Annotated in this window: 14 protein-coding genes and 2 pseudogenes; 10 read left to right on the top strand and 6 right to left on the bottom strand. The window is 61.0% G+C overall.

Features of this window, described 5'->3' with window-relative positions; translation table 11 throughout:
- Positions 1 to 82: 82 nt before the first annotated feature.
- From dctM to H0I86_RS16420, 4 genes are all read right to left on the bottom strand, one after another.
- Complete coding sequence (gene dctM, locus H0I86_RS16435; protein WP_180921300.1) at positions 83 to 1,366, bottom strand: C4-dicarboxylate TRAP transporter large permease protein DctM; 1,284 nt, start codon at positions 1,364 to 1,366, stop codon at positions 83 to 85.
- Positions 1,363 to 1,995 carry a TRAP transporter small permease gene (locus H0I86_RS16430; protein WP_180921299.1) on the bottom strand — a complete coding sequence of 211 codons (633 nt, stop codon included), beginning with the start codon at positions 1,993 to 1,995 and terminating at the stop codon, positions 1,363 to 1,365. Before H0I86_RS16430 ends, dctM begins: the two co-directional genes overlap by 4 nt.
- Positions 1,996 to 2,053: 58 nt before the next feature.
- Positions 2,054 to 3,049 carry a TRAP transporter substrate-binding protein gene (locus H0I86_RS16425; protein ID WP_180921298.1) on the bottom strand — a complete coding sequence of 332 codons (996 nt, stop codon included), beginning with the start codon at positions 3,047 to 3,049 and terminating at the stop codon, positions 2,054 to 2,056.
- Between the two features lie 246 nt (positions 3,050 to 3,295).
- Positions 3,296 to 4,515, bottom strand: a protein-coding gene (locus tag H0I86_RS16420; protein ID WP_373369362.1) for an IS3 family transposase whose coding sequence is annotated in 2 segments (ribosomal slippage) — positions 3,296 to 4,170 and positions 4,170 to 4,515 — 1,221 coding nt in all. Because the reading frame shifts where the segments join, the coding sequence is not laid out codon by codon here.
- A 489-nt stretch (positions 4,516 to 5,004) separates the two neighbouring features.
- Between H0I86_RS16420 and H0I86_RS16415 the strand changes: the two genes are divergently transcribed.
- The 9 genes and pseudogenes from H0I86_RS16415 to H0I86_RS16375 all read left to right on the top strand — a co-directional run bounded on the left by H0I86_RS16415 (position 5,005) and on the right by H0I86_RS16375 (position 14,708).
- Entirely contained in the window at positions 5,005 to 6,438 is a 1,434-nt protein-coding gene (locus tag H0I86_RS16415; protein ID WP_219637293.1) for an ethylbenzene dehydrogenase-related protein, read from the top strand.
- 2 nt (positions 6,439 to 6,440) lie between these two features.
- Entirely contained in the window at positions 6,441 to 6,998 is a 558-nt protein-coding gene (locus H0I86_RS16410; protein WP_180921296.1) for a DUF2231 domain-containing protein, read from the top strand.
- Positions 6,999 to 7,260: 262 nt separating this feature from the next.
- Positions 7,261 to 7,827, top strand: coding sequence for a phosphoribosyltransferase family protein (locus H0I86_RS16405; RefSeq protein WP_180921295.1), 567 nt, complete (start codon positions 7,261 to 7,263; stop codon positions 7,825 to 7,827).
- Positions 7,828 to 7,940: 113 nt separating this feature from the next.
- A pseudogene (locus H0I86_RS16400) lies at positions 7,941 to 8,259 on the top strand (hypothetical protein); the annotation flags it as partial.
- A gap of 225 nt (positions 8,260 to 8,484) precedes the next feature.
- Positions 8,485 to 9,054, top strand: coding sequence for a type 1 glutamine amidotransferase family protein (locus tag H0I86_RS16395; protein ID WP_180925857.1), 570 nt, complete (start codon positions 8,485 to 8,487; stop codon positions 9,052 to 9,054).
- 860 nt (positions 9,055 to 9,914) lie between these two features.
- Positions 9,915 to 12,035: an elongation factor G gene (gene fusA / locus H0I86_RS16390; RefSeq protein ID WP_180921294.1), complete on the top strand. Its 2,121-nt coding sequence runs from the start codon at positions 9,915 to 9,917 to the stop codon at positions 12,033 to 12,035.
- 185 nt (positions 12,036 to 12,220) lie between these two features.
- A pseudogene (locus tag H0I86_RS16385) lies at positions 12,221 to 12,736 on the top strand (TonB-dependent receptor domain-containing protein); the annotation flags it as partial.
- A 31-nt stretch (positions 12,737 to 12,767) separates the two neighbouring features.
- Positions 12,768 to 13,418 (top strand): MotA/TolQ/ExbB proton channel family protein, encoded by a 651-nt coding sequence (locus H0I86_RS16380; RefSeq protein ID WP_180921293.1) that lies wholly within the window; start codon positions 12,768 to 12,770, stop codon positions 13,416 to 13,418.
- Positions 13,419 to 13,481: 63 nt separating this feature from the next.
- Positions 13,482 to 14,708, top strand: coding sequence for a phospholipase D-like domain-containing protein (locus H0I86_RS16375; protein WP_258019327.1), 1,227 nt, complete (start codon positions 13,482 to 13,484; stop codon positions 14,706 to 14,708).
- Positions 14,709 to 14,757: 49 nt separating this feature from the next.
- Here the strand turns inward: H0I86_RS16375 and H0I86_RS16370 are convergent, their stop codons facing one another.
- Together H0I86_RS16370 and H0I86_RS16365 are read right to left on the bottom strand one after the other, a co-directional pair.
- Positions 14,758 to 16,716: a GMC family oxidoreductase gene (locus H0I86_RS16370; protein ID WP_180921291.1), complete on the bottom strand. Its 1,959-nt coding sequence runs from the start codon at positions 16,714 to 16,716 to the stop codon at positions 14,758 to 14,760.
- Positions 16,717 to 16,726: 10 nt separating this feature from the next.
- Positions 16,727 to 19,234 (bottom strand): hypothetical protein, encoded by a 2,508-nt coding sequence (locus H0I86_RS16365; protein ID WP_180921290.1) that lies wholly within the window; start codon positions 19,232 to 19,234, stop codon positions 16,727 to 16,729.
- Between the two features lie 342 nt (positions 19,235 to 19,576).
- Between H0I86_RS16365 and H0I86_RS16360 the strand changes: the two genes are divergently transcribed.
- Complete coding sequence (locus H0I86_RS16360) at positions 19,577 to 22,195, top strand: hypothetical protein (RefSeq protein ID WP_180921289.1); 2,619 nt, start codon at positions 19,577 to 19,579, stop codon at positions 22,193 to 22,195.
- Positions 22,196 to 22,215 lie beyond the last annotated feature (20 nt).

The following is a 22,215-nucleotide window of genomic DNA, read 5'->3' as shown; positions in this document are numbered from 1 at the left end:
TAGCCGCCTGCGTTCTGTTATCAGTTCTCCATCCCTCTCAATTGGGTATTGGTTGGGTCTAAGACAACTCAGCCCAAAGGCATCAACTCATGCCCAGCCAGTTCGGTAGAACCAGGGAAATCCAGGGTACATAGGTAATCAGGATCAAGAACAGCAGCAATAGCATTAGCCACGGCATGGCGGCTCTTATGGTTGCAGGCAGGGTCATACCTGTCACCGCGGAGGTGACGAACAGGTTTAGCCCCACCGGTGGCGTGATCAGGCCGATCTCCAGGTTCACCACCATGATGATGCCAAGATGGATCGGGTCGATACCCAACTTCGTGGCAATGGGGAAAAGTATCGGGGCCAGGATCAGGATGATGGCCGAGGGCTCCATGAAGGCACCCGCAATCAAGAGCACAATGTTCATCACAAGCAGAAACATCACGGGTGTCAGGCCAGCTTCGATGACCCAGGCGGTGATTTGTTGAGGCAACTGTTCGGTGGTTAGAACGTGGGCGAAGAGCATGGCGTTGGCAATGATGAACATCAGCATGATGCTCAACTTGGCAGAGTCCAGCAGTACTTTGGGTGTTTCGCGGAGCGTCAGGTCTTTGTACACGAACAGGGCAATGAAACCCGAATACACCGCCGCCACCGCCGCCGCTTCGGTCGGGGTGAACATTCCCGAGTAGATGCCTCCAAGAATGATGAGCATCAGCAGCAGGCCCCAGATCGCCTTACGTGCCGTGCCAAGCCATTCACGGAACGTCGCGCGCGGCATGGCGGGCAGTTTTTTCTTCAGGGCGACGATGTAGATTGCGATCATCAGCACTCCCCCCAGTAACAAGCCCGGTACCACCCCTGCCATAAACAACTTGCCGACGGAGGTTTCGGTTGCAGCTGCGTAGACCACCATCACGATCGAGGGCGGAATCAGGATGCCCAAGGTTCCTGCGTTACACACGATTCCTGCGCCAAAGGCTTGCGGATAACCGGAGCGGACCATGCCGGCGATAGCAATGGAGCCCACCGCCGCCACTGTCGCCGGGCTGGAGCCGGATAGAGCTGCGAACAACATGCAGGCCAGCACCGCTGCAATGGCCAAGCCACCACGAATATGCCCGACACAGGCGTTAGCGAAATCGATCAAGCGACGCGCGACACCACCAGTAGTCATAAAGGCGCCCGCGAGTAAGAAGAACGGAATGGCCAGCAATGTGTAGTGCTCGGATGTCTCGAACAGCTTGATTGCCAGAGAGCGCACGGAGTCCTGGCTGAAAAAAACGATGGTCAGCGAGCCTGCCAACCCCAGGGAAATAGCAATGGGAATGCCGATGAACATCAGCACGAACAGGGTCACAAACAGGAAGGCAATCGTCATGACTTATCATCCTCGTGCTCGGTCAGTTTCATCGCATCAGTGGCTTCATCGGCCAGGCCCAGGCCGGTCTGACGGTTTTGCAGAATGCGCACGAGAATTTCAGCGAAGCGGATAAATACCAGCGCGAAACCCAAAGGGACAATCAGTCCTACATGCCATTGCATGATGCCGAAGTGGCCCAGGTCCTCGGCACCTATATCGGCGATCATCAGGGTCCGGATCCATTCGAAACTGGCAATACTGAGCAGTCCGGCATAGGCCAGGCAGCAAAGGCAGGCCATGATGCCAATGCGTTTCTGGACGGATCTGCTGGCGAGCCGTACCAGCGCATCAACGCCGATATGGCCGGCTGTGCGCACACCGTAGGACAATCCGAAGAATATCAGCCAGCCAAACAGGGCCTTGGTTAGCGAGGTACTCCAGGTCATGGCCTGAGCCATCGTCATGACCCGATCGCCCATGGCGAACAGCGGTTCGCTGACGCCTTGCCAGCTCTCGGCAAGGCGGTAGAACAGGGTATAGAGATTGTTGAGGATGACGTAGACGAAGGTGATTAACGTCATGGCTGCCAGAAGGAAGACGATGAAGCCCTCCTCGAAGTGTTCCCAGATGCGCCGAAGGACATTCATGGATAGCCGCTCCTGTCGCGTGATGACAGGCAGGTGTGTGACAACACCTGCCGATCGGTCATTGAACCTGGTTGGCTGCTTGCGCGGCGCCGATCAGCTCGGGGCCGATATCGCCTTCGAATTTTTTCCAGACCGGCTTCATCGCGACTCGCCATTGTTCACGCTGCTCAGGTGTCAGGATGATGATCTCGCTGGTCTTGGCCGCGACGATGCTCTGCTTGGCGTTCTGGTTCAGTTGCTCGGCTTCTTTATTCACTTGCGCGGTGACTTCGACGAGGATCTTTTCCAGCTCGCTGCGAATCTCCGGCGACAAGCCGTTCCAGAACCCAGTGTTGGTGATCAGCATGTAATCAAGTACACCGTGGTTGGATTCGGTGATGTATTTCTGCACCTCATGCATCTTCTGGCTGTAGATGTTCGAGTAGGGGTTTTCCGCACCGTTGACCACACCGGTCTGCAATCCCTGATACACCTCGGCGAAGCTCATCTTGCGTGGGTTGGCACGCACGGCCTTGAACTGCTCCTCAAGCACCGCTGAGGCTTGCACCCGGAACTTCAGGCCACGGGCGTCACCAGGAACACGCAGCGGCTTATTCGCGGACAGCTGCTTCATTCCATTGTGCCAATAGGCTAGGCCGGTGATGTTCTTGCTTTCCATGGACTTGAGCAGGCCTTGGCCCTGTGGACTCAACTGGAAGCGATCAACGGCGGCGATGTCATCAAACAGGAAAGGCAGGTCGAACAACTGGACGGTCTTGGTGTACTGCTCGAACTTGGCCAGCGACGGTGCAATCATCTGTACGTCCCCGAGCAACAGGGCTTCCATCTCCTTGCCATCGCCAAACAATGAGGAGTTGGGGTAGACCTCGACCTTGACCTTGCCGGGCAGACGCTCCTCCACCAGTTTCTTGAACAACAGGGCGCCTTGGCCTTTGGGAGTCTGCTCTGCAACCACATGGGAGAATTTGATGACCACCGGATCTGCAGCCATTACCGTGCTCATGGTGCTCAGAGCAAGAGCACAGGCGAATGCGTTCCACATAGACTTGAACATTTAAGGGGCACTCCTCTTATTTTTGTTTTCCTACAGTTCCGGCTCCATGCTCAGGAATACATAGGCACGGCGAACAAAAGGTAGTCTAGGCATAAAATGGCCTAGTGGGACTTACACGCCGAACGCTCACTGGTCGAGTGTAGTCAAACGAAACGTTCCAATACGCCCCCTATTAGTAGCAATAAGTGAAGGACCAGACGCCTCGCTATTGGACTTGCCCCTACAAAACCGGACACCAACTCCCCGTTAAATTGATGCTGGCGCCAAGCGCCTGAACTCCCTCGGTGAACGGTAATTCAAGGCGCTGTGCGGATGCTGCTCGTTGTAATGCTCGAAGGCAATTGCCAAGTTACGCAACGCCGTTTCTCGATCCGGCTTGGGCATGTGCGCCACGTAGTCACGCTTGATCGTCTTCACGAAGCTCTCGGCCATGCCGTTGCTCTGCGGGCTGCGCACCGGGGTGGTCACCGGCTGCAAGCCGATCTGTCGAGCAAACAGGCGTGTCTGTTCGGCGGTGTACGCCGAGCCGTTGTCGCTTAGCCATTGCACCGGCGTGACGGGCAGTTGATCACCAAAGCGCTTCTCCACGCTTTCCAGCATCAAGTCGCGGATATCATCGCCGCTGTACCCGGTCGGGCTCGCGACCCAGCCGATGGCCTCGCGATCACAGCAGTCCAGGGCGAAGGTCACGCTCAGTTTGGCCCCGTCCTCGCAGCGGAACTCAAAGCCGTCCGAGCACCAACGCGTATCGCTGGTTTTCACCGCAATACGGCCTTCGTGCCGACGCGGCACGCCGGGCTGTTTGAGTCGACGTTCCAACAGCAAGTTGTGATCACGCATGACCCGGTAAACTCGTTTCACGTTGATCGCCGGCAGCGACTGGGTTTCACGGGCGCGACGCAGCAATCCCCAGACACGACGGTAGCCATAGCTGGGAAGCTCGCTGACCTGTTGCTGGATTTCGACCACCAGCGCAGCATCGTCCACAGGCCTACTTCGCCGTACTTTGGGCGATACCGATTGCTTGATTCGAACCGTTAATTGCGAGCGCGCCACACCGAGACATTCGCTGACCAGCTTCACTGGTCGTCCCCCGGCAACAAGGGTGAGTGCGCAATCCATTTTCGCGACCGGGCGATCTCCACGGCCTCTTTGAGGATTTCGGCTTCCATCGTTTTCTTGCCCAGCATCCGTTGCAGTTCACGGATCTGCTTGAGCGCATCGCTCAGCTCGGAGGCAGGCACCACGGCTTCGCCAGCACTGACCGCCGACAGGCTGCCGTCCTGATACAGCTTGCGCCACAAGAACAGCTGATTGGCATTGATGCCGTTGCGCCGAGCGACGACCGACACACTTTGTCCTGGCTCAAGGCTCTCGCGAACCATGGCCAGCTTTTGCTCTGGGCTCCAGCGGCGCCGCCGCTCCTGGCCCAAAAGCTCCCCACTCTTATCGTTGCTGTTAGTCATAAACATAACCGTTTGCCTATCCCTTATCGTAAGGGGGAAACAGTGTCCTGTCTTTCATGGGGCTCGTTCAGCTATCTGGCAAACCGCTCTCCCCTCGACCTTTTTTGTTGTGCGCCCATCCCACCTACGTTTTCGATTCCTTGATCGAAGACGAAACAATGCCCACTGAATAGTCGATGTCCTTGGACACCTGTACCAAAACCAGTTCGCCTAAGAAATTGCTCTGATGGAATTGACCTTGAGGGTCGAGAGCCAGGGTGCGACGGATACTGGCGGACAATATCCGCTCCGGCATCTCGGCATGCCGGCAAGCAGATGTTCGCCTATAGTCCTCGAGGAGAGCGAAGTGGCCACGCGATTCGATGGCTGTCTCCCGGACACGTTTTATCTGGGCACGAGAACCGGCTTGAATTCGCATTGCTCAATGTTGTTATAGGTCGGTACCAGGAAAAGACTAAAAGTTTTGTCCCTGTCAGTACGGAGGCCAGAATGAACAACATGGTGCAGCGTGCCGGAGTCGGTGTCGTCTTGGTTCTGTTCCTCGGGGCACTTTCGGTGTCATGGTTGACTCACGGCACGGGCGTCATCAAAAACGACATCGCCCGCAACATCTATATCCCCGATGAGTTGACCATGCCGTTTCAGGTTATGGCCGCCTACAACGGTCGGGACATGTTTTTCCGCTACCGGTGGCCGGCACGGCAGCCTTCGATCTATCACGACATGATGAAGTTCGAGGGTGGCAAATGGGTCCAATACGGGGCCAGTGTGCCAGGCCCTCAGGAACAGGGCATCTATGAGGACCGCGTGGCAATGATGGTGGACGACGGCGGCGTGCCTGAGTTCGCCCGCTATGGCGGTTACATCACCATCGGCGACCGCATGCGGTTCTTCACCAACGAGGCCAAGCCCGAGGATGTGAAGGCCCATCCCTATCTTGGCCAGAAGCGAAACCAGGTCGAGGTCCGCAAGCACCTGCCGGCGACCCGCAAGTACATCGGCGACTGGAGTTCAGTCGTCCCGGAGGACGAACTGGCAGCCCTGCGCAAGGGTGGATACTTCCTCTATCTGTGGCATTGGCGGGCGCATCGCTCGAACCCGATGAATGTCTCCGATGATGAGTACATATTTGACGTCCGATCCGGCGACGCTGGCAATGGCCCCTTCAGCGATAACTGGGACGCCGAGAAAAAACAGCCAAAATTCATGCTGGATCCGCAGAAAACCAACCGCAGGGCGCTGAACTGGGACGATCTCGTACAGCGCAAGCTCGGCTTCGACGATGTCTACTACATCAGTGAGGACACTGCAGTGCCCTTCGACGCGGCCCATGCATGGAAGGACGGAGACACCATTCCGCGCCGTCTGTTGCGTCGCGGAGATGGTTCCCATGCCGACATCAAAGTATTCGGCAGGGGGCGCTGGAAAGATGGTTTCTGGGAGGTGACCCTCAGGCGCGGCATGGATACCGGCAACCCGATGGACGACAAGATCCTGGTCGACAAGCAGGTCTACAACCTTGCCTTCTCCGTCCACCGAGATGCGCTCGGCAGCCGCTGGCACTACATCTCGCTGCCGATCACGCTGGGCCTGAGCCGCGAGGCCGACCTGGTCGCCAGCCGTTTCGACGGCGACCAACCGACGTGGAGTCAGCCGTGGCACAAGACCACGCTGTTCTACCCCGGCCAAGTCAGCTGGCCCATGCTCAACAGCGTCAAGCATGCGGGCGCCGAGGACATCAAGACAGGCGTGCCAGTCAAGTATCGCCACAGCGAAAGCCAACTCGCCCATTACGGCGTCGAAGGGGAGTTCGCCGACCAAATTCGCCGCCAATGGCTGTTCACGCTGTTTGCCGGAGTGCTGCTGATCGGCGGTTTTGGCATTGCACTGAACCAATTGCTCAAGCGCAATCAAGGAGCCTGATCATGGCCGCCTATCACGCTGTTCTCGTTCACTTCCCGATTGCCCTTTGGATGACGGCGACCTTGGCTATCCTGTTGCGCGCATTCTCCGACGGTGCGCTGGCGAAGGCAGTTGATCGAGCGCTCGTCCCGCTCCTGACAATCGCTTTTATCTCGGGTGTCGTGGCCTTCGCAATCGGTCTCATGGTGTGGCCGTGGGAAACGATCTCGTCGACGCCGCTCGGGCGCAACCATGTACTGTTCGCGTCGTGGACGGTGGCGTACTGGGCCTTGCTGCTGGCAATGCGGTGGCTGCGTGGCGAGGCCGTGTGGCAGGGGACTTCACGTTGGATCATGGCTGGCCTGGCGCTCCTTGGCAGCTTTCTCCTCGGCGTCACCGGCACACTCGGCGGTCACCTGGTGGGCATCTATACGGAGCTCTCGAGTGCCCTGCGCCTACTGGGCTGGGAGGTTTTCACAACCTTCTACCTGCCCAATATCACGCTGATGGTGCTCGGGGTGATCACGCTGGTGCTGATCGGGCTCGGGCTGTGGGGGCGCCGCACCGACACCACGGCTTGACCCGACAAGGTATCTGCGCGTGATGACGAAGCGTTCTTCGAGGCGACGCAGAACGCCCGAGTGGTGGTGACGGAGCAATTTGATCGAGATTGATCAATATCAATCGCGCCAGCGCCAAACGGCCTACATTCATCAAAAAGGCACGCGAAAGGGTGCATTGCTCAGGACGCCAGGATCTGCCGGCTGTACAAGGATGTCATGGCCCGCACCTGCCTCCATTCTCGGCAACATATAACCCGTGGTTCACAGACAGGAGAAGGCGATGACAATCCTACTGGCAAGTCAGCGGTTGCGCCTGTATGACAGCAATGAACTCGATGAAGTACTGCAAACGATGGCGCGCAAGGCCACCACCTTGCTGCCACAGGCGCACGCCGCCCTGATTGGCATCCAGCGTCGGGGTGAACCTCTGGCTCAACGATTGCTCCAGTACATTGCGCGCCAGACCGGTCAGCAGGAGTTCCCTCTCTACCCTCTTCAGATCAAGCGCTACGCTGACGACCTGCAAGTGGTGCATACCTACACGCAACTGACGGAGAACCCGGCGCTGGGCAAGCTGGACCTCGCCAATACCACCTTGCTGGTGGTCGATGACGTGCTGTTCGAAGGCCATTCGCTGCTGCGTACTTGCGCGTATCTGGCGCAACTGGGGGCTCGTCGGGTCTACACCGCCGTATTGGTTGACCGGCATACCTGTCAGCAGCCGATCCGCGCCGACATTGTCGGCGTGCATCTGCAAGTCGCTACCACTGACATCGTTGAATGTAACGTGCCGCCCTTCGAACAGGAGTTTTGCATAGAGGTTGTGCGACATGGCGCCGCCCGCTGACGGTGTAACCGATCAAGGAGTAGCCTTGTCACTCAAGCTCCAGATCGGCAAAGCAGTAAGAGATCAGCAACACGTGCCACGGCAATGAAGCGCATTTATCAACGGCCGGAGCCCTGTATGCTCACCCTGCCCCGCTTCTTTTTGCTCTGCAAGGCAGCGAGTCCTATGCTTTGCGCGTGGCGCAGCGGCTTGGCTGCCAATTGGCGCGCCATGAGGAGCGTGACTATGCGGCGTTTTTTGAAGCCTGTGGCGTGGATTGCCTGATCACCCTGGAAATGCATAATCCAGCTGCGTTCGATAACGCGTTTCGCATGCCAGCGTGGAATCTGCAGTGCGCGGAACTGTTCGCCTCGCAGGTCGGCGACGCTGACGTGGTGGCCGTATCCCCGGACTCAGGGGGGTATCAAGAGAGCCGAGCAATTTCGTCAGGCGCCGCAGCCTGCCCGCAACATCACCGAAGAATCCCCTCGCCGATTTCAATCCTCAACCCGCCGCCCATTTGACCACTGTCATTGTCGAATGAGATGCATCCTGCCGATACTCAGCCCCATCATTTACCGGCGCCGCCAGCGCCTACACTCGATGGCAATGCCCGCCAGGACAACCATCCTGGATCATTGCTGCCGATCATCATGGATACTTGAGAAGGACACTCAAATGGTACGTGCCGTCACTGTTCTCACTGAGAATTTCTCCGACTGGGAACCCGCACTCATCAACTCCACGGGGCGAGCCTACTATGGCTTCGACACTCGTTTCGCGGCCCCCGGTGGCAAGCAAGTGATCTCATCCGGAGGAATGACCATCATCCCGAACCTGGCCATCGAAGCCATCCAGCTGGAAAATGTCGACTTGCTGATCGTGACGGGAGGTCCTGTCTGGAAAACAGACAAGGCACCGGCAATCGAGGCGCTGGTTCGGGCGGCCCACGCCAGGAAAATCGTCGTTGCCGGCATCTGTGACGGCACCCGCGTCCTGGCCCAGGCGGGAGTGCTGGATCACGTGCAGCATACGTCCAACTCCGCTGAGAACCTGAAGCAGGTGCATTACCGCGGGGCGGATTATTACCAGGATGTGCCCTATGCCGTTGCCGACCAGGGTGTGGTCACCGCCCCTGGTAGCGCGCCTGTCAGTTTCATGGCGCAAATTCTCAGCACCTTGGGTTTGAACGACAAGAAGCTCGATGCCTACCTGGCCATGCATGCGGCTGAACACATTCACGGCTGAGCCCCTTCCCTCTATCTCTCCCCTCGCCTGGTGCTGCGGCCTATTACTCGGCCGCACCGCCGACTTTGACCCATTCCACGACTGCCGCGCTGATGGCCGGCTCAGCCTGTTTTCCACTGTGGAATGCTGCAAGCCATAATGCTCACACCCTCCCCGCCCGGCATTCCGTCAGGGCCCGGCCACAGAATCAACCGAACGGGTGGGCATGATGCAGGTGCTTGCCGACGCCAGGCTTGTTTCCTCTCGATCCATCACGGGTTGGCCGACGAACATAGCCTCGAGGTGCTGGCGCGCCTGCTGCAAGCAGCGCAATCCGGCGACGTTGACTCAGCACTGGTGCACATGCATCGAGGGCGTGGGTTCTATGACGATTATGTCCAGGCCCGCGCACGGCGATGGCGGGCTGTACACAGCTGTTGCGAAACCCATGGTGCCTGTGCGCCTGCTGCAAACCGGGCGCCTGGCCTTCAACGCCCAAGGGCAGCGGATGAGTCTGCAACGTACCCTGGACATCGCCACGCCGCTGCTCACGTCATTGATGGGTGCCTCGGTCCATGGGAGTGCTCCATCGATATCCATGGGATATATGCCCGCCAGGGCTATATAACCCTTTGGGTGAGGTCAATCGTAAGTTCTCAAGCACCTTGTCCGCGAGGAGGACTACATTGCTTGTAACACTGGCTTCATTGCCCATCCTCAGGTGTTCGACGATGCATTCGGACATTTAACACCGGGCAGGACATGTACCCTCGGTGTGCGCGGGCCGCCTGGCAATCTGGCGGCGAGCGTTGCGTCCGCCTTGCGGGTCAGCTCCGTCGGAACCAGTGAACATCAGCCTTGTCCCGCCCAAGGAGAGCATCATGAGTCGTGCAACCCCCATCAATCATTACCGCAACCTGGGTATCGTCGCCCACGTAGACGCGGGCAAGACCACCACGACCGAGCGGATCCTGTTCTACACGGGCCTGAGCCACAAGATGGGTGAGGTGCATGACGGCGCTGCCACCACCGACTGGATGGTGCAGGAACAGGAACGTGGTATCACCATTACTTCCGCTGCCGTGACCACCTTCTGGAAAGGTTCTCGCGGCCAATACGATGACAGGTACCGGGTCAACATTATCGACACCCCGGGCCACGTCGACTTCACCATCGAAGTGGAGCGTTCGCTTCGCGTACTCGACGGCGCGGTCGTGGTGTTCTGCGGTACTGCCGGTGTCGAGCCGCAGTCCGAAACCGTATGGCGCCAGGCCAACAAGTATGGCGTGCCACGAGTGGTCTACGTGAACAAGATGGACCGTGCCGGTGCCAACTTCTTGCGCGTGGTCGGCCAGATCAAGAGCCGCCTGGGCCACACCCCGGTTCCGGTCCAGTTGGCGATCGGCGCTGAAGATAGCTTTGCGGGTCAGGTCGATCTGATCAAGATGAAGGCGATCTACTGGAACGACGACGACAAGGGCACCACCTATCGCGAGGAAGAAATTCCCGCCGATATGCGGGCGCTGGCCGAGGAGTGGCGCGCCAAGATGGTCGAAGCCGCCGCCGAAGCCAACGAAGAGCTGATGAACAAGTACCTTGAAGAGGGTGAGTTGACCGTCGAAGAGATCAAGGCCGGCCTGCGCGAGCGCACCCTGGCCAGCGAGATCGTGCCGGCCGTCTGCGGTTCCTCGTTCAAGAACAAGGGCGTTCCGCTGGTGCTCGATGCCGTCATCGACTACCTGCCGGCTCCGACCGAAATCCCGTCGATCAAGGGCCATCACCCGGACAGCACCGACGACAACGAAATCATCGACGAGCGTCATGCGGACGACAACGAGCCGTTCTCGTCCCTGGCGTTCAAGATCGCTACCGACCCGTTCGTGGGGACCCTGACCTTCATTCGCGTCTACTCGGGTTTCCTGAGTTCCGGCGACTCGGTGATCAACTCGGTCAAGGGCAAGAAGGAACGTGTGGGTCGCATGGTGCAAATGCATGCGAACCAGCGCGAGGAAATCAAGGAAGTCCGTGCCGGCGACATCGCGGCCCTGATCGGCATGAAGGACGTCACTACCGGTGACACGCTCTGCGATATCCACAAACCGATCGTCCTTGAGCGTATGGACTTCCCTGAGCCGGTGATTTCGGTTGCGGTAGAGCCGAAAACCAAGGCTGACCAGGAGAAGATGGGGATTGCGCTGGGCAAGCTGGCCCAGGAAGACCCGTCGTTCCGCGTCAAGACCGACGAAGAAACCGGCCAGACCATTATCTCGGGTATGGGTGAGCTGCACCTGGACATCCTCGTTGACCGCATGAAGCGCGAGTTCAACGTCGAGGCCAACATCGGCAAGCCGCAGGTTTCCTACCGCGAGAAGATCACCGTCGGCTGTGAAATCGAAGGCAAGTTCGTTCGTCAATCCGGTGGTCGTGGCCAGTTCGGCCATTGCTGGATCCGTTTCGCTCCGGCTGACGTCGACGAAAAAGGCAACATCACTGAAGGCCTGGTGTTTGCCAACGAGGTGGTGGGTGGCGTGGTGCCGAAGGAATACATCCCGGTCATCCAGAAAGGTATCGAAGAGCAGATGAAGAACGGCATTGTCGCCGGTTATCCGCTGATCGGCCTGAAGGCGACCGTGTTCGATGGTTCCTACCACGACGTCGACTCCAGCGAGATGGCGTTCAAGGTAGCGGCCTCCATGGCCACCAAGCAGCTGCGCGAAAAGGGCAAGGGTGTGGTTCTCGAGCCGATCATGCGGGTCGAGGTCGTCACCCCCGAGGACTACATGGGCGATGTGATGGGTGACCTGAACCGTCGTCGTGGCCTGATCCAGGGCATGGAAGACTCGGTCTCTGGCAAGATTGTCCGTGCCGAAGTGCCGCTGGGTGAAATGTTCGGTTATGCGACCGACGTCCGCTCCATGTCCCAGGGGCGCGCGAGCTACTCCATGGAGTTCTCCAAGTACGCCGAAGCGCCATTGAACATTGTCGAAACGCTGATCAAGTAACCAGGCCAGAATACCGAAACCAGAGTGTCGCGAAAGATGCTCTGGCTTCGGCGTTAAGGACTACGAGGTGGTGGCTGCCTCAATGACTTCAAGCGCAAGTACTAGGTCGCGGACGTCAAGCAGCGCAGGCGGGTAATGCGCTACAGCCGGACGGACTAGACCGCAATCGCCCCCGCCCGCCCCGACTCCACCACAAAGGACTTGAGGGTCGAGACGGCCTGCTGCCCCACCACTTCAACTACTACGCCTCCTACACCTACACCCGCGCCGAGCAACAGGACGACCTGACCGTCTACAACGCCGGCAAGGCCATTGTCCTGCCCACCAGCGGCAAGCAGTTCGCCAACGTGCCGAAGAACATGCTGGCGGCCAACATCGGCTACGACGACGGGCGCTTCTACGGCACCTTCGGCGGCAAGTACACCAGCAAGCTGTATGGCGACCTGACCAACGACGAGTCCATTTCCGGCCGCACCGTATTCAACCTCGGCGCCGGTATCTACCTGCCGGTGGACAAGAAAGTGGTCAAGGACGCGACCCTGCGCCTGAACGTCGACAACCTGTTCGACAAGAAGTACCTGGACGGCGTGTACACCACCAAGACCAACGCCGCGACCTACGAAGGTTTCCGTGACGGCGACCCGGCCTACATCGTGGGCCTGGAACGCACCGTGACCGTCTCCCTGGAAGCGAATTTCTGATCGTCATCCGCTAAGAATGAGGTAAACCATCATGGACATGAACCTGCTTCACGACATCACCTTCTATGTGATGTATGCCGCGATGGCCATCGCGATCTTCATCGCCATCGAGCGCGGTCTCTACTTTGCCTATGTGCGGCGCCAGGCCAGGTCGTTGACGGAGGCCCTGGGCAGTCACGTGCACAGCGAGCGGGATCTGCCGCAAGGTGCCACCCGCCGCGACAGCCTGCCCTTGAGCATGCTCCTGCCGGTGCTGACGCAAAAGGCTGCCCACGGCTCGCGCAAGGACCTGGACGACGTGATCGAAAGCCAATACCTGTCGACCCGCGCCCCGCTGGCCCGCAGCCTGTGGATCATCGAAACCATCACCACCGCCGCGCCCTTGCTAGGCTTGCTGGGGACCATCCTGGGGATCATCGACACCTTCAAGGCCCTGGCCAGTGCCGGCGTGTCCGACCCGGCCCAGATTTCCGGCGGTATCGGCACGGCGTTGTTCGCCACTGGCCTGGGCATCGCCATCGCCCTGTTCTGCGTGGTGTTCCATAATTTTTTCCAGGACAGCCTGGAGCGCATCAACGATCAACTGAAGATGCTGCTGATCCGCGCGGCCACCGGTGCCCGGCTGCAGGATGAGGTGCCGCAGCGGGTGCCGACCCCGTTGCACAGCCGTACTACCGCGTAACCCCCAGGGCGGGCGCAGGCTGCGCCCGCCTTTTCCCGATATGAGACGCCTATGTCCGTATGCATGAAATTTCCACGAGCGCTGCTCAGCGTTCGGATCGCCGGCCTGGCTGGCTTGCTCATCAGTCCGCTGGTCCAGGCGGACTTTGCCATTGCCGGGTTCGAGCTGGTGCATACGGTGCCAGTGGACACCGCGCTTGGCACGGCGGATTTGCGGCAACCCGGCCCCGTGTGGATCGAGCTGTTCGATGGCGCGAAAAGCCAGATCGATATCGGCCAGTTTTATGCAGCGGACCATCCCGGGTCGGTGCTGGACGGGGTGATCGAACACCTTGAGGCGGCTGGCAAACGCGGGGTGAAGATCCGCTTCCTGCTAGAGGAAAAGGGCCTGAAACTGTCGGACCCCGCCACCCTGGAACGCTTGCGGGCGATTCCCAACCTGACCTTCCGGGTGCTGCCCTATGCCCGGGTGAGCGGCGGGATCATCCACGCCAAGTACATGGTGGTGGACGGCAAACAGGCATTCATCGGCAGCCAGAACTTCGACTGGCGCTCGCTGGAGCACATCCACGAAACCGGGTTGCGCATCAGCGATCAAGCCATCGTGGCCCAGGTGCAGGCGATCTTCGAACAGGACTGGCAGGCCCAGGCCGCCCTGGCGGCAAACCAGCCGGTGCCCCTGCCCGCCTCCGGCCAGCAGCCGGCACGCCGCGGCAATTACCTGGTGGCCAGCCCGCAACGCTACAACCCGCCTGGCGTGGGCGACTCACAGCAGGAGTTGCCGCGCCTGCTGGCCGAAGCGAAGAACGAAGTGCGGGTGCAGTTGCTGGACTATGCACCGCTGTCCTACGGGCCTGAGCGGACCCGCCCCTATTACGCGGTGATCGACAATGCCGTGCGGGCCGCTGCGGCGCGGGGTGTGTCGATCAAGTTGATGGTGTCCGACTGGAACACCGACAAACTGGAACTGCCCTACCTGAAAAGCCTGGCGGTACTGCCCAATGTCCAGATCCGGATCGTCACCCTGCCCCAGGCGTCCCAAGGGTTCATTCCCTATGCACGGGTGATTCACAGCAAGACCATGGACATCGATGGGCAGGTGGCCTGGGTCGGCACCAGCAACTGGCTCGGTGGCTATCTGGATAACTCGCGCAACCTGGAAGTGGTGATGCACGACAGCGCGATGGCCAAGCGCATCGGCGAATTGCACGAACAATTGTGGGATGGGCCTTATGCAAAGCCGCTCGAGGTGATGGCTGAGTATCCGGATCCCCATCCGGGCACACCTTGAAGGCAAAAAAAGGCCGAGCCTCTCGACGGCTCGGCCTTCTGCCCATGGTTCAGCGTTTTGACGCAACCATCGCCTCCACCGTGGTCGCTCTATCCGCACCGGCCGCAACCTGCCCTGCGCCTCGCACCACCTGCGCCCGTACCGCGGTCGCATCCTGCAGGATCACCTGCGCGGCCTTTTCCGCCGCGACGTAGATCGAAGTGACGATAAAGAACCCGGGGATTTTCGGGAAGATCGAGGCGTCCACCACCCGCAGATTGCTCACGCCGCGCACGCGGAAGGCACTGTCGAGTACCGCCATCGGGTCGTCGTCGGCGCCGATCGGGCAGGTGCAGGAGGCGTGGTGGCCCCAGGCCTGGTTCATGACGAAGGTCTTGAGCTGCTCGTCGGTCTGCACTTCATCGCCGGGCAGTTCTTCGCTGGCGATCAGCCCGGCGTCTTTCAACGGCTGGGCCAGGTTGCGCACGAACTTGATACCCTCCACCACCGATTGCAGGTCTTCGCCCTGGGTGTCGTTGCCCTCCTCGAAGTAATGGAAGTTGATCAGCGGGGTGTCGGCCGGGTCCTTCGAGCGCAGGGTGACGTAGCCGGCGTTGTTGTTGGTATGGGCCTTGAGGATGGCCCAGGTCAGGTAGTTCAGGTGCTCGACGATCAGCTTCGAGTAGCCGGGGAAGTAGCCGCGAAACAGCGCCAGCAGGGAAAAACAGAACAGGTCCGGCAGCGGCCGTTGCTTCAGGGATTTCTTGATGATCGCCAGGACCGCGCCGTTGGTGCTGTAGACCCCGACCTTGCCCTTGGCCCATTCCTCGTACTGCGGATCGCCCTTGGCGTAGCGCGCGCCCTTGAGCACTTCCCAGTGCTCGAAGTTCATCCGGTTGACCACCCCGACCTCGTAGCGGTCCTGCAGGTTGCGCCCTACGCCGGGTAACTCGACCCGTACCGGGATGTCCATGGCCTCCAGGGTTTCGCGCGGGCCGATGCCTGAGAGCATCAGCAGTTGCGGGGTGTTGAAGACGCCGCCGGCGAGTATCACTTCGCGGCTGGCGCGCACCTGGCGCAGTTCACCGGAGGTATTGCGCGGCAAGGTGCAGGCCCGGTACAGGCGCGCGCCCTTGATGTACTCCACGCCATAGGCGCGCTGCTGATCATCGAGCAGCACCCGGGTCACCAGCGCATCCAGCTCGATGTGCAGGTTGTCCGGGTGGCGCTTTTGCACATCCAGCAGGCGTTCGCGGGTACCGTGGCGATGGTGGTGCCGGGTGGTCAGCGGCGGATAACGCAGGCCGATGGCGTCCTCGCGTACCAGTCGCCAGTCGTTGGGGTCGCCCACGCCCTGCAACTGCCAGCCGATGCGCTTGAGGGTTTCGCCCAGGGTCTTGAACGCCTGCTCGGCGGCGTCGACGATCGCACGCACCAGCGACTGGTCGTCGAACGCTGCCTCCGGAATCGCCTTCTCCACGTGCAGCCAGCCCTTGAATCCATGCCGCGACGGGTTGATGCCGAACCAGGAGAGAAACCGCTGGAGCGGCCGGTGATGGCAGTTCTCCAGGCTCTGGAAGTGCTCGCGCATGGCACTGGCTTTCCACGATGGATCGCCGGTGATCTGCGCGATATGGTCCCAGTCCTGGTTGTGCGGGTAGACAGTGATCATCGCGTTGTGCGCGGTGCAGCCGCCCAGGCAACTGGCCCGTGGGTACAGCACCCCGTCGACGTCCTCGCCCTGGAAAGTCCGGGTGAACTTGGGGTCCTGCAACTGGCGGGCGTCGTCGCTGTAGTGGCGGACGAAGAAGTCCCAGCGCATCGCATCGTTCTCGGTGGAGCGCGGGTGGAAGGCCGGCACTTCGTACTCCTCCGGTAGCCGCGGGGCGGTGGTGTCCGCCGCCGCCGGGTCGCTGCCCGACTCCAGCACCAGCACCTTGCGTCCCTGTTCGGCCAGGCGGGCGGCGACGGTGCCGCCCCCTGCCCCGGAACCCACCACGATGTACTCGTAATCCGTTTCGTTGTTCATCGCTGGCCACCTAGAAAGTTTTCAGCAGGGCGATCAATGCCCGTTTGTCTGCATCACTCAGAGGCGCTTCATCCTTGAGGAAGCTGGTGCCAAAGTAATGCCCCTTGTCCACCACGAAGTCCGGGCACTTGCTCACCTGCAGCAGCGGCTTGACCAGGCCGGAGAAGACCTTGCGGGCTTCCTCGTCGCTGGCACCGGCCGGCAATTGCTTGAGGTCGTGCTTGATCTTCAGCAGCAGCTCCAGCACCTGGTCGCGTTTCTCCAGGTCGATGTTGGACAGCAGGCTCACCGGCGTACCTTGCGGGATCGGCCCGAGCTGGATGCCGTCCTCGCCGAACAGCCACGGCAGCCAGCGACTGAGCAGGCCTTCGAGCTTTTGCAGGAAGGTCGGCAGATAGCCGCTGCTGACCCGCAGGTAGCTGGTCTCACTGGTGACATCAACGGTGCCCATGTGGGTCTTGCCGGAGCGGGTCATGACCTGGAAGTCGCCAGTGCGGCGTTCCGGCCACAGCAGCATCTCGATCGCGCTGTCGAAGGACGCCATGCGGTCCTCCACCCCACCCTTCCAGTGGAATTGACCCAGGCGGTTGTTCAGCAGCAGCGGCGCGGTGGACCACACACTGACCAGCGAGGCTGGCCGCGTATAACCTCGCCCACCCGCCGGCATCGCGTATTCCCAGGGTTCGCCGGTGTACGGGTTCTGCACCAGCACCGAGCCTACCGCCGGCAACTGCTTGTACGACTCCGACGAGAAGTTGTCCCAGATATTGCCGCCCAGGGCGTTGGTCGCCAGCGGGCTGCAGGCGTTGGTTTCGGTCAGGGTGACCGGCACCCGCAGTTCGGTGGAGAGGAAGTTGTCGGTGAGGAACTTCTCGTCCTTGACGATGGCCCGCATCGCCGTCTTGAACTCCGGCGTCTTGCTCCAGGTCCAGTAGTTGTTCCAGCACTTGAGGTAGCCGTCGTTCACGCAGCCATGGTCGGGAAAGAAGCTCCAGGCCTTTTCCGGCAATTTGCTGGAGTGGCAACGGGCGCAGGTGTCGGCGAAGACTTCCTTGCCGCGCTCGAGCACCGCCGCCGGCTCGCTCAGGTGCGCCGCGCCGCCAGGGGCGTTCTTCAGGTAGTCCGGGGTCGCCGAGGCCAGGAAGAACAACGCCAGGTCCGGGGTCTGCGCCTCGTTGGCGTTCCAGTAGGAAGAGTTCTTGCGCGCCACGTCGATGCGGAACGGCGTGATCGGTTTGCCGCCGATCAAGGGTCGGAAGTGAGTGGTCCACTCCTCGCTGTACAGGCCGATATTAATGAACACCCGGTTCAATGCGCCGAGCGCGCCCACCGAGTCGGCGCCGTCCTTGAGCACCCGTGGCGTGAACACCGTGTCAGGCTTTTTGTAGAACTGCGCCAGCGGGCTGTCCGGCGGCACGCCAGGCACTTCGTTGAACTGGCGGTTGTTCAGCCCGCCACCGGCGAGTTTCTCCTTGCCCAGGTTGGAGGCCAGCTCGATGCGCGCCTTGAGGTTGTAGACCGCGTTCATGGTCCGCGGGTTGTTGATGTAGTCGGTGGAGACGAACGAGGTGTCCAGCGCTCCCGGTTTCGACGTGTGGAACAGCTGGTACGGGAAGCTGCTCGGGTCCTGGTTCCACATGAAGATCCGGTCGACCCAGAAGTACTGCGCGCCGGGGTTGGAGTTGAGGTTGGACCAGGCCGGATGTTCAGGGTCGGCCGGCGGGTTGGTCGGGTTCGGCCCGACATGGCAGAAGCCGCAGGACATGCCGACCCGGTAAGGTTTCACCAGCTTGCTGTCGTTGTAGTAGCTGGGGTCTTCGTAATAGCGCTTGGCGTCCCACTTCTTCTGCGCATGCTCGTCGAAGTCCGGGTTGGGGAACAGCCGCAGGCCGACGATCCCGGTGCCGTAGCCGTAATAGGAACCCGCCGGCAGGTTCTTGCCGCGGGCGCCGATCTTCACGCCGGGGTACTTGGTCTCGTTCTCGAAGGGGTCGGCGGCGCAGGACGGGTCGCGCTTGTCCAGCCACAGGCCGTAGCGATCGTCGCGTGGCCCCTCGCCCTTGACGTAGCAGGGTTCGTTGACCACCCCCAGCACTTGCCAGCGTTTATCGCGGTTGTATTTCAGGCTCGGATGGTTGGAGATGGTCTTGAGCAGGTCGAGGTTGCCGACGCTGTCGCGCGAGAGCTTGTCCCACAACGCATCGTTGCCGGCGGTCCAGACGATCCAGTTGTTGCGCCCGCGGGCGAAGGCCTGGAGCGCCTGCTGTTCGGTAATGCCGGGGATGAAGGGCGACAGTCGCTCGACCAGCAGCTGCGGTTGCTTGGACACGCCGTAGTCCATGTCGGCGAAGTAGTCCTCGTCGGCGCCTCTGAGGCTGCTGGCATCGCGGCCAACGCACTTGGCTTCGTCGAGTCGCTCGCCGGGTTTGTCGCCGCAGGGGTTTTTCGTCTCGCTGCTACAGCCCTGTAACAGCACCAAAGGAAGGAAAATGCTCAACATCAGCTTCACGGGTGTCATGCGCTGCTCCTTGCATGTGCTGCAGACCGGTCCCTCTGTCCTTGGGGACACTGGTGTTGCGACCGGTTCTTTTTCTGATGGCCGAACAACCGACTGCCTGCGCACCGGGCCGGTTTACCTCGGTACGCCAGTCGCCTTACAACGCCCTACAGCCGCCATACTAGGCCATGGCAAGCGGGTCAATTCTTCCATTTGGCGATGAAAAGCCAGGGGTAATTGCGATTGGCTATTGAGGTTCACACTCACCGCTCCGTCCGTCGCAGGCGCTACTGGCAAGCTGCTGTTTTCCTGCTTTAACTTACTCGTGAGGGACGGATCGCCCTCTCTTTCGCGAGGCTGCACATGGACAGGAAAAAGCCCGCGTCTTCGGCTCAAGATGCCCAGTTTCACGCCGAACATGCCCGTATCGACCAACGTCGGGATCTGCTGGGCCTGGCGCGTAAAAGCGCCGGCCACTGGGCCGTAGCCTTGTCCGGCGGCGGCATTCGCAGCGCCACCTTCTGCCTCGGGGTATTGCAAGCCATGGCCCGGGCCAGGGCGCCGGATGCCGTGGGCGAAGAGCCGGGCATCGGCAAGCGCCTGCTGGCTCAGTTCGACTACCTCTCCACCGTCAGCGGTGGCGGTTACCTGGGTTCGTTTTTCGGCAGCCTGTTCCTGCCCGGGCGCCTGCGTGGGCGGGAAAACGCCCAGGTGGTGGCCAGTCCCGAAGTACAGGCCGCGGAAGATGCCTATGAAGTGCTCGACTTCGAGCCACCGGGACGCATCCACACCCATATCGACTACGCCAAGGCCCCGGTGGGCGAAGCGCCGCTGGCCTGGCTTCGGGAGAACGGCCGCTACCTGACCCCGGGTGGTTCGGGCGACCTGTTCTATGTCCTGGGCCTATCGCTGCGCAACCTGCTGGCGCTGCATGTCGTGATCGGCATGCCGCTGTTGTGCACGCTGGCCCTGGCCACGCTGGCGCAGGTGTTCATTTCCAGCAGCCCGCTGTGTTCGCCGCTGGTCGTGCTGCTGCCCATGGACCTGGTCAACGTCCTGTGTGGTTCGCTCTGGTGGGTACCGGTGGCGGCCACCGTGCTCGGGATAGTGCCGCTGATGCTGGCGTTCTGGATGGTGTATTTCCGCAAGAGCCAGGACGAGGCGGTGCACCTGTGGAACTGGGCGACTCTGCTGTACAGCGCGATCGGTGCCCTGTTCATCGGCCTGGCCTGCGCACCCTGGGGGCTGGACGCCGAACTGCGGGCGATCCTGATCGTCTGCGGGCTGGTCAGCTGGTTCGGTGTGCTGGCCTGTATCGGCGTGGCCCTGCGCCTGCGGTTCAAGCGCGACAAGGACGACGTCCTGGCGCGCAACAACTGCGTGCGCACCTACCGGGTGCTGGTTACCCGCTACCTGGCCCAAGCGCTGATCTTCACCCTGCTGCTGGGCTTCTACACCCTGGTGCCGTGGCTGGCCCAGTGGATCTACATCAGCGAGCAGCGCACGCAACTGATGTCGTCGGCGGTCCTGCTGCCGTTGCTGATCGGCGCGATCCGCAGTCTCTCCAGCCTGCTCGACGACAAGGCCTTGCCCGGCTGGCTGAGCCGCCTGCCGCTAAACGTGATCACCGGTGTCGCCGGTATCGCGATCTTCATGCTGGTGGCCCTGCTCTGGGGGCTGCTGGTGCAGTTCGTGCGCTACCAGGGGCTTGATAGCGACAGCCTGATGCGCCTCATGGGCCTGGTGGGGGTGGCACTGATCCTCAGCCTGGCGGAGGGACGCTTCATCGGTTTTCTCAACCAGTCCTCGTTGCAGTCTTTCTATCGCAGCCGGCTGACCCGGGCGTATCTGGGCGCCTCCAACGGCCTGCGTTTTGCCGGCAGGACGCTCAAGATCCGCAAGCAGCGCCTGAGCGTCGCCGAAGCCCTGCCCGGCGACGACGTGCCGATCGAGCAGTACTACGGCGTCCCCACCTGCGCGCCGGTGCACCTGATCAACGTCACCCTGAACCTCACCGTCGACCCGGCCGAGCAACTGGTGCAGCGCGACCGCAAGGGCAAGCCACTGTGCCTGGCTCCCAATGGCGCGAAGGCACCCGACAGCGTCAGCTACATCCTCGACGGCGAACCGCGCAAGCGCTCGACCCGCAGCAAATGGTTCAGCGAGATCTACCAGACCCTGGGCCTGGCCCATTGGGTGGCGACCTCCGGCGCGGCGATCTCCACCGGCCTGGGCCGGGCCACCTCGCTGGGCACCTCGCTGTCGTTCGGCCTGACCAACCTGCGCCTGGGCACCTGGTGGCCGGGCAATTTCCTCGAAGGTGACGAACAAGCCGACGCTCAACGCAACTGGCGGGACAAGGGCTGGGCCCGGGTGTTCCCGACCCAGACCTACCTGTTCTATGAACTGAGCGCGCACTTTCATGGCGTGCGCCGCGACTACCAATACCTTTCCGACGGCGGCCATTTCGAAAACACCGCCACCTACGAGCTTATCCGCGAGGGGCGCAAGATCGAGCTGATCGTCATGTGCGACTGCGGCGCCGACCCAACCTACCAGTTCGACGATCTGGCCAACCTGATTCGCCTGGCGCGGATCGACCAGGCCCTGGAGATCGAGGAGGACCAGGGCGTGCATGAGGTTTCGCTACTGGCGCCCTACTTCGGCCATACCGCCAACTTCACCCACCCAGGCCCCGGCGACAGCCAGCGCTGCGCGATGCTGTTCAACGTGCTCGATCGCCAGGGCCGGCGCACCGCGCGGATCCTGTTGCTCAAGCCACGCCTGATCGCCGGGGTGCCGGTGGACGTGCTCAATTACGCCAACGCCCACCCGACCTTCCCCAACGAAAGCACCGCCAACCAGTTCTTCGACGAAGCGCAGTTCGAAAGCTACCGGCAACTGGGCCTGCAGATCGGCCAGACGCTGTTCGGCAGCGGCCAGCCGACGCTGGTTTCCCAGGCGTTGTGGAACTACCTGTAGAACGCCCGCCCCCAGGAGGC

It is taken from the genome of Pseudomonas chlororaphis subsp. aurantiaca (assembly GCF_013466605.1).
GTDB lineage: Bacteria > Pseudomonadota > Gammaproteobacteria > Pseudomonadales > Pseudomonadaceae > Aquipseudomonas > Aquipseudomonas chlororaphis_I.
The sequence above is the reverse complement of the archived record's forward strand: the minus strand, read 5'-3'. Positions and strand labels throughout refer to the sequence as shown.